The sequence below is a fragment of the Corynebacterium glyciniphilum AJ 3170 genome (assembly GCF_007673095.1).
Lineage (GTDB): Bacteria > Actinomycetota > Actinomycetes > Mycobacteriales > Mycobacteriaceae > Corynebacterium.
This window is the reverse complement of the sequence record NZ_VDYZ01000009.1, coordinates 57,526-70,662: the sequence shown is the minus strand read 5'-3', so window position 1 is coordinate 70,662 and position 13,137 is coordinate 57,526. Positions and strand designations below refer to the sequence as shown.

13 protein-coding genes are annotated in these 13,137 nt (G+C 67.4%); 3 read left to right on the top strand and 10 right to left on the bottom strand.

Translation table 11 applies throughout. The features are described from left to right. Positions 1 to 35: 35 nt before the first annotated feature. Positions 36 to 911 carry a fumarylacetoacetate hydrolase family protein gene (locus FS507_RS10050; RefSeq protein WP_145942650.1) on the bottom strand — a complete coding sequence of 292 codons (876 nt, stop codon included), beginning with the start codon at positions 909 to 911 and terminating at the stop codon, positions 36 to 38. A gap of 28 nt (positions 912 to 939) precedes the next feature. Between FS507_RS10050 and cysS the strand changes: the two genes are divergently transcribed. Then, entirely contained in the window at positions 940 to 2,358 is a 1,419-nt protein-coding gene (gene cysS, locus FS507_RS10045) for a cysteine--tRNA ligase (RefSeq protein WP_186314636.1), read from the top strand. 50 nt (positions 2,359 to 2,408) lie between these two features. On the opposite strand, the gene FS507_RS10040 is transcribed toward cysS, so the two are convergent. The 3 genes from FS507_RS10040 to FS507_RS10025 form a co-directional block, all read right to left on the bottom strand. Continuing rightward, positions 2,409 to 2,831 (bottom strand): type II toxin-antitoxin system VapC family toxin, encoded by a 423-nt coding sequence (locus FS507_RS10040; RefSeq protein ID WP_145942649.1) that lies wholly within the window; start codon positions 2,829 to 2,831, stop codon positions 2,409 to 2,411. Between the two features lie 201 nt (positions 2,832 to 3,032). Then, positions 3,033 to 3,500 (bottom strand): hypothetical protein, encoded by a 468-nt coding sequence (locus tag FS507_RS10030; protein ID WP_145942648.1) that lies wholly within the window; start codon positions 3,498 to 3,500, stop codon positions 3,033 to 3,035. 13 nt (positions 3,501 to 3,513) lie between these two features. Then, the gene (locus FS507_RS10025; RefSeq protein WP_260853294.1) at positions 3,514 to 4,938 is read right to left on the bottom strand and encodes an MFS transporter; all 1,425 of its coding nucleotides are present in this window, start codon (positions 4,936 to 4,938) and stop codon (positions 3,514 to 3,516) included. Positions 4,939 to 5,007: 69 nt separating this feature from the next. Here FS507_RS10025 and rlmB point away from each other — a divergent pair, with 69 nt between their 5' ends. Continuing rightward, on the top strand, positions 5,008 to 5,958 hold the full coding sequence (rlmB, locus tag FS507_RS10020; protein ID WP_145942647.1) for a 23S rRNA (guanosine(2251)-2'-O)-methyltransferase RlmB: 951 nt from the start codon (positions 5,008 to 5,010) through the stop codon (positions 5,956 to 5,958). Between the two features lie 158 nt (positions 5,959 to 6,116). Here rlmB and FS507_RS10015 read toward each other — a convergent pair whose 3' ends face one another. Genes FS507_RS10015 through FS507_RS10005 form a run of 3 tightly spaced genes read right to left on the bottom strand, consistent with a single transcriptional unit; the run spans position 6,117 to position 8,710 of the window. Continuing rightward, the gene (locus tag FS507_RS10015) at positions 6,117 to 6,953 is read right to left on the bottom strand and encodes a metal ABC transporter permease (RefSeq protein ID WP_260853313.1); all 837 of its coding nucleotides are present in this window, start codon (positions 6,951 to 6,953) and stop codon (positions 6,117 to 6,119) included. 44 nt (positions 6,954 to 6,997) lie between these two features. Then, complete coding sequence (locus tag FS507_RS10010) at positions 6,998 to 7,702, bottom strand: metal ABC transporter ATP-binding protein (protein WP_145942645.1); 705 nt, start codon at positions 7,700 to 7,702, stop codon at positions 6,998 to 7,000. Continuing rightward, positions 7,703 to 8,710 (bottom strand): metal ABC transporter solute-binding protein, Zn/Mn family, encoded by a 1,008-nt coding sequence (locus FS507_RS10005; RefSeq protein WP_145942644.1) that lies wholly within the window; start codon positions 8,708 to 8,710, stop codon positions 7,703 to 7,705. It abuts the gene before it with no gap. An 85-nt stretch (positions 8,711 to 8,795) separates the two neighbouring features. On the opposite strand from FS507_RS10005, the gene FS507_RS10000 reads away from it, so the two are divergent. Further along, positions 8,796 to 9,950, top strand: a complete 1,155-nt coding sequence (locus FS507_RS10000) for a LacI family DNA-binding transcriptional regulator (RefSeq protein WP_260853293.1) — start codon at positions 8,796 to 8,798, stop codon at positions 9,948 to 9,950. Here FS507_RS10000 and otsB read toward each other — a convergent pair. Genes otsB through FS507_RS09985 form a run of 3 tightly spaced genes read right to left on the bottom strand, consistent with a single transcriptional unit; the run spans position 9,892 to position 13,010 of the window. Then, complete coding sequence (gene otsB, locus FS507_RS09995) at positions 9,892 to 10,848, bottom strand: trehalose-phosphatase (RefSeq protein WP_145942642.1); 957 nt, start codon at positions 10,846 to 10,848, stop codon at positions 9,892 to 9,894. The two genes, FS507_RS10000 and otsB, sit on opposite strands and share 59 nt — an antisense overlap. A 24-nt stretch (positions 10,849 to 10,872) precedes the next feature. Further along, a complete protein-coding gene (locus tag FS507_RS09990; protein ID WP_145942641.1) occupies positions 10,873 to 11,436 on the bottom strand; it encodes a hypothetical protein in 564 nt (187 codons plus the stop codon). Beyond that, complete coding sequence (locus FS507_RS09985) at positions 11,433 to 13,010, bottom strand: alpha,alpha-trehalose-phosphate synthase (UDP-forming) (RefSeq protein WP_145942732.1); 1,578 nt, start codon at positions 13,008 to 13,010, stop codon at positions 11,433 to 11,435. Before FS507_RS09985 ends, FS507_RS09990 begins: the two co-directional genes overlap by 4 nt. Positions 13,011 to 13,137: the final 127 nt, after the last annotated feature.

Below are 13,137 nucleotides of genomic sequence, written 5' to 3'. Positions count from 1 at the left end.
CCTATCAAAGCGTGGTCCCGGCAGGGGCAGTGCGTTCACATCCGGATGGTGGATTCCACGGCGCCGAGGCCGTCGACCTCGATGCGCACCACGTCGCCGTCACTGAGGAAACGGCCGGAACCTGCACCGACCCCCTCCGGGGTACCCGTGACGATCACGTCGCCGGGCTCCAGCGTGGCGAAGTTCGAGATGTACCGGACCAGATCCACCGGGGGGAACACCAGGTCGGACGTGGAGTGCTCCTGCCGGAGATCGCCGTTGACCCACGTGCGGAGAACGGCACCCTCGGCCACGGGGTCGTAGTCGTCCGCCACCGTCAGCCACGGACCGAAGGCGGACGACCGGTCGAGGTTCTTCCCCTGCAGCCACTGCTGGGTGCGGTACTGCCAGTCGCGCTGTGAGAAATCGTTCATCACGGCGTAGCCGCCGATGGCCGCCCGTGCCTCCTCGGCGGTCGCACCACCGCGGGCGCCGGCCAGCCGGGAGCCGATGACCACCGCGAGTTCACCTTCGTAGTCCGCCTTGTCGGTCATCCCCGCCGGTATGGTGACCTCCGCGTAGGGGGCGGTCAGTGCGGACGGGTACTTCACGAACAGGGTCGGATGGTCCGGGATCGGGTGCCCCATCTCCTCGATGTGCTCCCGGTAGTTCAGGCCGACGCAGAAGACCTTCGAGGGGGAGGGGATGACCGGCAGGAGGTCGGTCAGGGGGACGGTGACCTCGTCGCCGTCCCGCCGCAGGCCGGATTCCACGGTGCCGCGTATACCGGTGGGATTGGCGGTGAGCAGGGCGCCGAGCTCGCGACGGTCCACGATGCGTCCGGTGACCGAGCCCCCGTCCGGTGCGTCGTCGACGCTGTCCACCCGGATCGTGCACCGTGAGCCGTCGATCCGGACCGTCGCAAGTTTCATGGGGTCTCTCCCGTCTAGACTGTCAGTTGTGACTCTGCGATTCTTCGACACCGCGACCCGTGAACTCCAGGACTTCGTTCCGCTGCAGGAAGGACACGCGTCGGTCTACCTGTGTGGTGCGACCGTGCAGTCCATTCCGCACATCGGACATGTGCGTTCCGGGGTGGCGTTCGACATCCTGCGCAACTGGCTCGAGGCCAAGGGGCTCGATGTCGCTTTCGTGCGCAATGTTACAGACATCGACGACAAGATCCTCACCAAGTCCGCCGAGCACGGCCGTCCCTGGTGGGAATGGGCCGCCACTCACGAGCGGGAGTTTTCCCGCGCCTATGACCTGCTCGGAGTGACACCGCCGTCCGTCGAACCGCGTGCCACGGGCCACATCCCGGAGATGATCGCCTACATCCAGCGCATCATCGACGCCGACCTCGCCTACGCCACGGAGGACGGTTCGGTGTACTGCCGCACGGCGCGGGTCCCGGAGTACGGTTTCCTCTCGCACCAGAAGCTCGACGAACTGGACCAGGGCGAGGACGCCGCCCCCGGCAAGGAGGACCCGCGCGACTTCGCCATGTGGAAGTCGGCGAAACCGGGTGAACCGGGGTGGGACACCCCGTGGGGCTACGGACGTCCCGGCTGGCACATCGAGTGCTCGGCGATGTCGCGCAAGTACCTCGGTGCGGAGTTCGACATCCACGCCGGTGGCATGGACCTGCAGTTCCCCCACCACGAGAACGAGGCGGCCCAGGCGCATGCCGCCGGAGACGGCTTCGCCCGCCTGTGGCTGCACAACGGCTGGGTGACGATGTCGGGCGAGAAGATGTCCAAGTCTCTGGGCAACGTGCTCTCCGTGCCGAACATCCTCACCCAGGTCCGTCCGATCGAGTTGCGCTACTACCTGGGCTCGGCGCACTACCGCTCGATGCTGGAGTACTCGGAGTCTGCGTTGCAGGAGGCGGCCGCAGGTTTCCGCCGGATCGAGAAGTTCCTGGCCCGTGCTGTGGAGATCCTCGGTGAGGTCGAGACAGGTTCCTGGCTGCCGTCGTTTGAGGAGGCGTTGGACGACGATCTGTCCGTCCCGCAGTCGCTGGCCGTCATCCATGATGCCGTGCGGGAGGGCAACAAGGCTCTCGAGTCCGGTGACCGTGAGCGGTTGACGGAGATCGCCGGTGCCGTGCGGGCGATGGCCGGTGTCCTCGGTGTGGACCCGTTGTCGGCGACATGGTCCGGGCCGTCTGCGCAGGGGCGTGGGCTGGGGATCGGCGCCGATGCGTCGGACGGTGCGACGTCAGCGTTGGACGTCCTGGTGCGTGCCGAGCTGGACCGCCGTGCTGCGGCCCGCGCGGAGAAGGACTTCGCCACCGCCGATGAAGTGCGGGACCGGCTGAAGGAAGCCGGGGTGGTCGTCACCGACACCCCGGAGGGGGCGACCTGGTCACTGGGGTAGGGGGCCGCGTTGCGCGGACAACGGCACGGGTGACATTCGGCGCTCCAGGGCTATCTCTGTTCCGCCCAGGGATTGATGAGGTTCACCCCGGTGGATTCGAAGTCGCTGACATTCCGCGTCGCGACCGAATAACCGTGGGCGGACGCGGTGGCGGCGATGTATCCGTCTGCTACTGCCAGTGGTCGTCCGAGCCTCTGTGAGGCCACCACGATCTGTGCGTAGTGACGCGCCGAGTCGGTGTCGAACGGAAGGACGCGACCGGAGAAGAGTGTCATGAGTTGATTGAGTGCCGTGGACAGATGTTCTCTGCGTTTCCCCTCGGGAAGCGCGCCGATTCCGAAGAGTAGCTCCGCGAGAGAGACGCTAGACAGAAAAAGCGTGTCTGCGGCCTGGTCGTTCAACCAAGTGATGACTGAGGGGTCAGGTCGTGGGCGCATGGCCTCGGACACGACATTGGTGTCGAGGACGACCACGGAAGTTCCATCGGTTCTGCGGTGGATCGGGTGCGGGCGGATTCCAGCGCGTCGACGTCTTCATCAGAGGGGTCGAGTTGACGGCCTAGCCGACGAACAGGGGCAGAGAGGTCAGAACTCAGTCACCGGCACCGGGTGACAGTGAATACGGGGTATCGCGCAAAAGGCGTGGTGTCTCCTGGCGTGTCAGGCACGGTTCTTCTAGCGGAAAAGTCCTCGCCGCTGCTTCTTTCGGTTCTCCTTGGAGGACCAGTAGTCGACACCCCAGAAGGGACTAACGAACAGGAAATAGATGACGTTGAGGACGGAGGCCGGTGTTACCGACTGAAACACCGGGGCGTCTTCACTCATGTGGGCGACGGAGCGGACCGACAAGAAGTGCCCGGCGACGGCCCCGGATGTCAGTACGACGCCCAGTGCATTGTTGTACGGAAGCGAGAAACACAACAGGGCGGCGAAGAGATAGAGAGTTTTTCCCGTTCCTCTGGCATAGCGACCGAGGAAGAAATCGTGTCCGCCGACGATCGCGCTCCAGGCTGCGATCTTGTATGTCCGGGACTTCGTCCGCTGGAGTTGGCGGTTCCCGTATACCTCCGTATCAAGATCATCATACGGTTCAGGGAGGTGGCCGAAGGTACGTATCACTTCCGGGTGCTGATGAACGGTCAAGACGGCTTCCCGCCTACCGCTCCGCCAGACGGGTCCCCTTCAGCTCAGGCAGCGCCAGCGCGGCCACCGCGGCGACGGCGAATGCCGTGCCGAACAGTGCGAACAGGACCGGCATACCCCCGAACACCAGCAGGGGCGGCACGATCAGTGGTGCGAGGATCGACGCGATCCGTCCGAACCCGGTCGCTGCTCCCGTGCCCCGGGCACGCATTGTCGTCGGGTAGAGCTCCGGGCCGATGGCATACAGCGCGCCCCACGCCCCGAGGTTGAAGAAAGACAGCAGACATCCGGCGGCGATGATCTGCCACTCCACACCTGCGAAACCGTAGAGTCCGGCGGCCACCGCTGATCCGGCGAGGAAGGTGGCCAGGGTGCTCCGACGTCCCCACTTCTCGATGAGGAAAGCGGCCACCGCATACCCCGGCAGCTGGGCCAGCGTGATGATCAGGGTGAACGTGAACGATTTCACCAGCGTGTAGCCCTGATCGACCAGGATCGAAGGAATCCAGGTGAAGGCGCCGTAGTAGCTGAGGTTGATGCAGAACCAGATCGTCCACAGTGCGGTAGTGCGGCGTCGCAGTACTGACGACCAGATACCCGATGCTGAGCCGGCTGTCTCTGAGTTCCCGCCGACAATCGCTGCGTCCTGCTGCGTTTCGTCGAGGACTCGGGATGCGTCAGAGGAATGTGGTTCGCCCTGGAACCGCAGGCGCGTCGGCTCCGACGCCTCGAAACCTGTGACGATGTCCTCCGCCTCGGAGTGGCGACCCTTGGCCTCCAGGAAACGAACGGACTCCGGCAGTTTCATCCGCACGTAGAGGGCGTAGAAGGCGGGCACCATGCCCAGGGCCAGTGCCCAGCGCCACCCGTTGTCGTTCAGCGGGATGATGAACGCGCCGATCACCGCGGCCGCCAGCCAGCCCACGGCCCAGAACGCCTCGAGGATCACCACCATGCGCCCCCGGACCTTACGCGGCGCGAACTCGGAGATCAGCGTGGACGCCACCGGAAGTTCCGCCCCGAGTCCCAGTCCGACGAGGAAACGCAGGGCGATCAGCACGGCGAGTCCACCGGCCAGGGCGGACGCCCCGGTCGCCAAGCCGTACACCAGAAGGGTGACGGCGAAGACGTTCCGCCGTCCGAAACGGTCCGCCAGCAGGCCGCCGAAAGTGGCGCCCAGGGCCATGCCGATGAATCCTGCGGATGCCAGCCACGAGGTCTCGGTGTGGGTGAGCCCCCAGTGGGTCGTGAGTGCGGCCATGATGAAGCCGATGAGACCGACGTCCATCGCGTCCAACGCCCACCCGATTCCGGAACCGTCCAGCAGTTTCACGTGCCGTCGGGTCACAGGCAGGCGGTCGAGCCGTTCGGTCCGGGTCAGGGAACTGCCGACAGACATGCCGTCGTGCAGGGGAGAGGACGATTCCTGAGGCGTCATAACCAGCAGAGGATACCGTGCGGCGACGGTGTTGGGAACAGGACGAACGTGCAGGGTAGTCTGGTCGCCATGGCAGGAAACGACAAGCGCCGCGGCGCGGTACGGAAGACGGCGCGCAAGGGCTCGGACAAGGGCTCCGGCGGCACCCGGCGACGGGGGCTCGCCGGCAAGGGGCCGACCCCGAAGGCGGAGGACCGCGTCTACCACGCGAAGTACAAGGCGAAGAAGACCAAGGAGCGTCGCGACTCCGGGCGCCAGAATCCCCGGGACACCGACAACCAGCCGGAACTCGTCGTCGGACGGAATCCGGTGATCGAATGCCTGCGGGCGGACGCTCCGGCCACCGCGCTGTATGTCGCGGTCGGCACCGGCAATGACGACCGGCTCTCGGAGGCGGTCCACACCTGCGCCGAGCGTGGCATCGCCGTGCTCGAGGTCAGCCGCGACGAGATGGACCGGATGACGGGAAACGGCATGCACCAGGGCATCGGCCTGCAGGTGCCGCCGTACAAGTACGCCGAGGTCGAGGACCTGATCGACGCAGTGCAGACCTCGGGTCGGCCGGGAATGATCGTGGTGCTGGACAACATCACCGATCCACGCAACCTGGGTGCGGTGATCCGTTCGGTCGCGGCATTCGGCGGGCACGGCGTGGTCATCCCGGAGCGTCGGTCAGCCTCGGTGACCGCTGTGGCATGGCGGACCTCCGCCGGCACGGCAGCACGGCTGCCGGTCGCCCGCGCGACGAACCTGGTGCGCTCACTGAAGCAGTTCCAGCAGTCCGGATACCAGGTTGTGGGGCTTGATGCCGGCGGTCAGCACACCCTCGACACCTATGACGGGACCACCCCGGTGGTTGTCGTTGTGGGATCCGAGGGGAAGGGGCTCTCGCGTCTGGTGGGGGAGACCTGCGACGACATCCTGTCGATCCCGATGGCAGGGCGGGTCGAGTCCCTCAATGCCTCCGTGGCGGCGGGTGTGGTGCTCAGCGAGTTCGCCCGCCAGCGTCGCGTGGGGTGAAACTCCCCGGAGGGGGAGGTTGAGGGCTCAGGTCGGAATCGGGGGCGAATGCTGACCTGAGGACTCAGGCTGTCATGCGGGTATATGTATGTGTGACATGTGGGTGGAGTACCTGCCGGACGCCTGAAGCAGGACGGTGTTCCTCCGGCGCTACGGGATCAACTCACGCTCTGTGAGTGATGCGGGTCGGCGGGGAGTTCGGGCTGGCTGCGCCGCTGGCGTGATTCGTCGCGGATCACCCGGCGGCCACGGGCCCAGCCGATGGCGCGGCAGACGAGGTAGATCGCGAAGCTGATCGAGGTGACGAAGGGGCTGACCGGCAGTCCCGGCTCCAGGGAGAGTATCAGACCGCCTGCGGCGGAGGTGGTCGCGAACAGGGCGGACAGTGCGACTGCCAGCAGCGGGTTCGAGGTCACCCGTACGGCCGCAGCGCCCGGAGTGATCAACAGGGCGAGCAGCAGCAGGGCCCCGACGATCTGGACACCCTGGGAAGCGACGATGCCGATGAGCACGGCGAATGCAGCGGCCAGCAGTTTCACCGGCACGCCCGACGCCGCCGCCATGACCGGGTCGACAGTGGCGAACAACAGCGGCCGCCACAGCACGGCGACGGCTCCGACGACCAGGACCGCCATCAGTGCCAGGATGCCCAGTGACGCGCCGGAGACTCCCACGATCTGCCCGGTGAGTAGCGCGTAGGCCTCCGATGTCCGGCCCGGGTACAGGTAGATGAACAGGACAGACAGGCCCATGCCGAAGGCGAGGACGACGCCGACGGTGGCGTCCTGTTCCTTCAACCCCAGCAGGGCGAGCACGACGGCCGCCAGCACAGCGCCGAGAACCGCGCCCGTGGTCACACTGACCCCGAACAGCAGTGCGGCCGCGGCACCCATGAGCGCCAGCTCGCCGGTGGCGTGGGCGGCGAAACTCATCTTGCGCATCACGATCAGCGGGGCGAGAGCACCGGAGACCAAGCCGAGGAGCAGCGAGGCCATCAGGGCGTTCTGGACGAAGTCGACCTGCAGCAGGTCCCAGGTGCTCACACGACCACCATCCGTCCGTTGACTTCGGCGACGTCCACGTCGGTGCCGTAGAGCCGGGACAGCACCGGGCCGGTCATGACCTCGTCCACGGCACCGGTGACGTGTCCGTCCGGACCGAGGTAGAGCACCCGGTCGGTCACCGCCAGGACAGGGTTGATGCTGTGGGTGACGAAGATGACGGCGGTACCGTACTCCCGTCGACGTCGGTCGAGCAGCTCTACCGCGGCCCGTTGGGCCGACAGGTCGAGACTGAGCAGCGGCTCGTCGCAGAGGAGGAGCTCGGGGTCGGTGGCCATGGCCTGGGCCTGCCTGACGAGCTGCTGTTGGCCACCGGAGAGCGTACCCACCCGACGGTCGGCCAGACCTGACGCGCCGACCTCGGCGAGCGCCGCGTCGATGGTGGAGCGGCGGGGACGTCGCCGTGACATCGTCCCGTGCTCGATGGACAGTCCCACCAGGTCGCGGACCCGGATCGGCAGATCGGTGTCGAACATGCGCTGCTGGGGGATGAAGCCGATCCGGTCAGGCGCGCTGACGCTGCCGGACGACAGGGGACGGGTCCCCAGGACGGCATTGAGCAGGGTGGACTTCCCCACCCCGTTGGGCCCGAGGACGGTGAGGAACTCCCCGGGTTCGACACTCAGGGTGAGGTCGTGCCACAGGGGGTCGACGCTGGCGCCGGTGAAGGTCAGGAGGGACATCTAGCCGAGCGCATCCTCGAGGTCGGTGATCGCGGCGTCGACGTAGTCGGCGAAGTCCTCGTCGTTGTCCGGCGTTTCAGTGACGTTGACGACCGGCACGTCCTTGTCCTCGGCGGCGTCGGTGAGCTGGCGGGACGCCTGGCTCTCGGACTGGGTGTTGGTGATCAACGCGTCCGCCTCGCCGTCGGTGATGAGATCGCGGGTCGCCGAGAGATCGGCCACGGACGGCTCACCTTCGTTCAGGACGGCCCGGGCGAATCCTTCCGGTGTGACGTCGTGGACCTCTGAGCCGCGGAGCAGGAGACCCGCCACGGGTTCGGTGAGCACGACGTGGGAGTGGGGAAGCTCGGCGATCCGCTGGCGGAACCCGTCGGTCATCTCGTGGACACCGGTGGCTTCCGCCGGGAAGTTGTCGTCGAGGCTGTTGAGGTGGGCGGCGAGACTGTCGGCGAACTCGGTGACGCGGTCCATGTCGAACCAGACATGCGGATTGTCCTCGCCTTCGAGGACGCCGCTGCCGTGATCGTGGTCGGCGTGGTCGGCGTGGTCGGTTTCCTCGGCCTCCTCTGCATGGTCGCCGTGATCGTGTCCCTCAGCGACCGGGGCGGCGGTGATGACCTCGGCATCGTCCCCGGCGTTGTCGGTGAGCCAGTTGTCGTAGCCGGCCCCGTTGCCGACGACGATGTCGGCGTCCCGGATGGTGGAGATGTCCCGGGCGGTGGCCTCGTACTCGTGGGGGTCGTCGTCGGTGCCCGAGAGGATGGTGTCCACCGTGATGTCCTCAGCGTCGGTGGCGCCGTCAGCATCAGCAGCATCGTCAACATCGTCGATGACCTGCTGGGCGATGTCGCCCCAGGTGGAGGTGGACGCGACGATGCGGATGCCGCCGTTGTCGGCGGAGGCACTGTCCGCACCGCCTGCACAGGCGGTGAGGCCGAAAGCCAGGGCGGTGGCCCCGGCCAGTGACAGGGCGGCAGCGGTACGGGTGGCGGATCGACGTCGTGACATGAGGACGACAGTAGTCCTTGTTGGTAACGCTTGCCAATTAGGGTTACGTCAGTCACGCCCGGAGCCGTCGACTACCATGGTCGTCGTGAATCGCTCCAGTAACCAGGGTCGGCAAGGCAGACAGGGCCGGAGGGGCACCCTGGCCTCCATCGCCGCGGAACTGGGTGTCTCCAGGACAACGGTCTCCAACGCGTACAACCGTCCGGAGCAGCTCTCTGTCGAACTGCGCGAGCGCATCATGCGGACAGCCGAGCGGATGGGGTACTCCGGTCCGGACCCGACGGCCCGCTCCCTGCGGACCCGTCGCGCCGGTGCCATCGGTGTGCTGCTCACCGATGACATGACCTACGCCTTCGAAGACCAGGCGTCACTGGAGTTCATGTCAGGGGTCTCCGAGGCATGCGTGGGCATGGACACCTCGATGCTGCTGATCCCGGCAGGCGCGGAGACCGCCGAGGAGGACCGCCCCGCCTCCCTGGTGAACCAGGCGGTCGTGGACGGCTTCATCGTCTACTCCGTGGCTGCGGACGATCCCTTCCTCACCTCGGTGACCAGCCGCAACGTCCCCACCGTCATCTGTGACCAGCCGGCCGACGACCACGGCGTCAACTTCGTCGGCATCGACGACCGCGAGGCGATCCGCCCGGCCGCACAGGCGCTGGTGGACGCCGGCCACCGTCGTGTCGGCATCCTGTGCATCCGCCTGGACCGGCGTCCGAACAACGGGCCGGTCAGCGCCGGGCGACTGGACAAGGCGCAGATGCACGTCCAGAAGGGCCGTGTCCTCGGGGCACTGGCAGTGCTGGAGGACGCCGGGATCAGCAGGGAGGACGTCCCGGTCATCGAACGCCACATCAACAACCCCGACACCGCCCGTAGCGCAGCCGCTGAACTCCTGGAGAACCACCCCGATCTCACGGCGGTCATCTGCACCACGGACAGTCAGGCTCTCGGGGTGCTCGACTACGCCGACGACACGGGCATCGACGTACCCGGCGATCTGTCGGTGGTCGGGTTCGACGGCATCGCGCGGGCGCGGTTCCGCGGTCTCGCGACCGTGGAGCAGCCCAACCGTGAGAAGGGGTTCACCAGCGGCAACGTGCTCGCCGCACTGATCGGCCGGAACACCGAGGCCACGCGCCGGGAACCCGCGACCGAATGGGCGGAGCCGGAGTCACGGATCATTCTCCCGACGCGTTTTCTCCCCGGGCGGACTGTCGGTCCTCCCGCAGCTCGCTGACTGCGGCCACCGATGCGGCGTCGACGACCCCGCCCTCGCGGTCTCCCTGGCGGAGCAGTCGGGCCTCGGCGAGACGTGCGAGGGTCTCAGCCATCGCTTCCGGGTCAGAGAGACGTCGGTGGGCGGCGGTCTCGCCGTCGCCGATCCGGATGCCTACGTCGGGACGGCCCGGGTGCCCCCCGTCCCCTGCAGGTGTGAGCCCCTGCTGGTCGAGAACGCGCAGGGCTGTCTCGTCGGTGACGTCGTCCCCGGCGAAGACGACGGCGTCCGGCTGCGTTCGGTCGATGTACGCCTCGAGGTAGCTGCCCTTGGTGACCGGTGACACGGACACCTCGACGATGTCCTTGCCCGGGGTCACGGTGACCCCGTCGAGTTTCTGGGCGGCGAGACGGAACTCCTCGTAGGCGGTCAGGCCGGTCCGTCGGTCTGCGGCTCCACGGATATGCAGACCGACCGCGAACGGTTTACGCTCCACCCACATCCCGGAATCCCGGGTGGCGAAGTCGTCGGCCATCCCCGCGAGTGTGGAGAGCAGGGCACGTTGGTCATCGTCGAGACCGGAGCTGGTGGCGTCGGCGGGTTCGGCACCGTGGCTCCCGACCAGCAGGATGTCACCGGGGGCGGGGGAGGCTACGGCGGTGACCTCGGCGACGGGCTGGAGGATCTCGAGGTTGCGGCCGGAGAGCAGCATGACGGTGGTGCCCGCACAGGCGGCGAGCCGGTCGAGGGCGTCGCGGGCCCCGGGGACCATCCGGACGGACAGCGGGTCGGTGGAGAATCCGGCGAGGGTGCCGTCGAAGTCGAGGGCGACGAGCAGGTGCGGGACCTCGGCGAGGTACTGGACGTCGTCGGTGGAGACGGTGGGCAGGGGGCCGGTGGTGACGGAGTCGTCGGTCATGCCGTCCAGCGTAGCGGCGCCACGTCAGGGCGTCGCGAGGAACTCGACGAATCGCCCGGTCTGCCAGTTCGACGGGTCGTCATCGGTGCGGGTCAGCCGGAGTTCGTCCTCGCTGGGGGTGCTCCACCGCAGTGTGGGGGCCTCCCCGTCACCTTCGCCATCTTCGCCATCGCCGGAACCCTCGCCCAGGAGGGCCACGAGACGCTCGGCCAGTGAGGAGTCATTCGGCAGGCACTCGGTACCACCGGATTCACCACTGATGTCACGGGCACTGAATCCGGGGAAACGGACCCGGTCGTTGTCGAGCCACTCGACATCGCCGCTCAGCGACATGCAGCCCGCTGCCCCGGTGACCGTACTGCCGCCCAGCGCGAGCCACGTACGGGCCTGGTCGGTCTGGGACAGCGAGGAGGCCACGGCGGTGCCGGAGTCGGCGAGGTCGGTGTCCTCCACACGGCCGACCTGCCAGCGTATGTCCGCCAGCTCGCCGGGAATGTCGGACCCGCAGGAGGCGAGCAGGACGCTTCCGGTCAGGACGACGCCGCCGAGTGCTGTCCGTAGGGCCCCGCGTGTCAGGCGCTGGCTCACTCGTCCACCGTGCCTGCGTCGGAGTCTGGGTCGGCGCCGTCGAGCACGCCGGGGTCCAGCACGGCGAGAAAGCGACGGGCCCATCCGTGCACGTCGTGGGACCGGATCTCCTCCCACATCTCCTGCATGCGGGCCTGTTTGTCGTCGTCCGGCGACTCGATGGCCTTCATGATCGCGGCAGCGGTGGACTCCACGTCATAGGGGTTGCACAGGTAGGCATTCGGCAGCTGGGTCGCCGCACCGGTGAACTCACTGAGCACCAGGGCCCCGGAGCCGTCGGAATGACTGGCCACGTACTCCTTGGCGACGAGGTTCATCCCGTCCTTCAGCGCGGTCACCAGCATCACGTCCGCCGCGGCGTAGAGGGAGACCAGCTGGGCGAACGGCATGCTCGCGTGGGAGTAGTGCACCACCGTGTGCCCGAGACTGCCGTAGGCGCCGTTGATACGCGACACCGTACGCTCCACGTCTTCGCGGGTCCGGGCGTAGGAGTCGAGACGTTCACGCGACGGGGTGGCGACCTGGATGAGACAGACCTCGTCCGGGTTCAGCAGCCCCTGGCTGAGCAGCTGCTCCAGAGCTTTGAGGCGCTGATGAATGCCCTTGGTGTAGTCCAGCCGATCCACGCCGGCGAGGAGGATCTTCGGCGAGCCCACGCGTCGGCGCAGGGCACTCGCCGCAGACACCGTCTCCGGGGCCGTGGCCTTGGACTGGACGCCCTCGGTGTCGATCGAGATCGGGAACACACCGACCTTGACCTCGCGGCCGTCCTCGGTGCGCACCGTTCCGGCGACGGCGTCCCGCCGTGGCAGCCGGGCACCGCGGATGTAGGACACACCGGACTCGTCGGTGCCGGCTGCGCCGTCGTCGGTGAACGTCCCCTCGCCGTCCGCGCCGCAGGCGTCACCTTCGCCGACCTTGGCGAAAGTCACGTCCCCGCCGAGTGCGCGCAGCGTGTAGAGGAAGTTCCAGGCCGAATCGGGGGTGTGCAGACCGATGAGGTCGGCGCCGAGCGTGCCCTGCAGGACGTCCCACCGCCACGGGAGTTGACGGAACAGTTCCGGGGCGGGGAAGGGGATGTGCAGGAAGAACCCGATCTTCAGGTCCGGTCGCAGTTCGCGCAGCAGGCCGGGGACCAGGTGGAGCTGGTAGTCCTGCACCCAGACCGTGGCACCGGGTGCGGCGGCCTCCGCGGCGGCCCGGGCGAAACGTTCGTTGACGGTGCGGTAGGCGCGCCACCATGACCGGTGGAACTCCGGGTGCACGATCAGGTCATGGTAGAGCGGCCACAGCGTGTCGTTCGAGAACCCCTCGTAGTAGGTCTGGAACTCGGAGGTCGTGATGTTGACCGGCACCAGGGAGATGCCGCCGTCCATCTCCGGGAGATCCGAGACGTGGACTTCCTCCTCCGGGGAGTCGGCCGTGGCGCCGGGCCACCCGACCCAGCTGCCCTGGCTGCTCTCCAGGACGGGACGCAGGGCGGTGACTAGTCCACCGGGGCTGGGTGACCAGGTCACCTTCCCTTCCCGGTCGACGGACCGGTCCACCGGCAGCCGGTTGGCGACCACGACCATGTCACTCGTGGGAACGGTCCCGGCCGACGACTCTCCGTGGGCGTCGTATGTTCGGTCATCTCCGGCAGTCACGGCGTCGTCTCCCCTTAGGGTGCTCGAGGGTCGGTGTTCTCGGTTATGTGGTCGC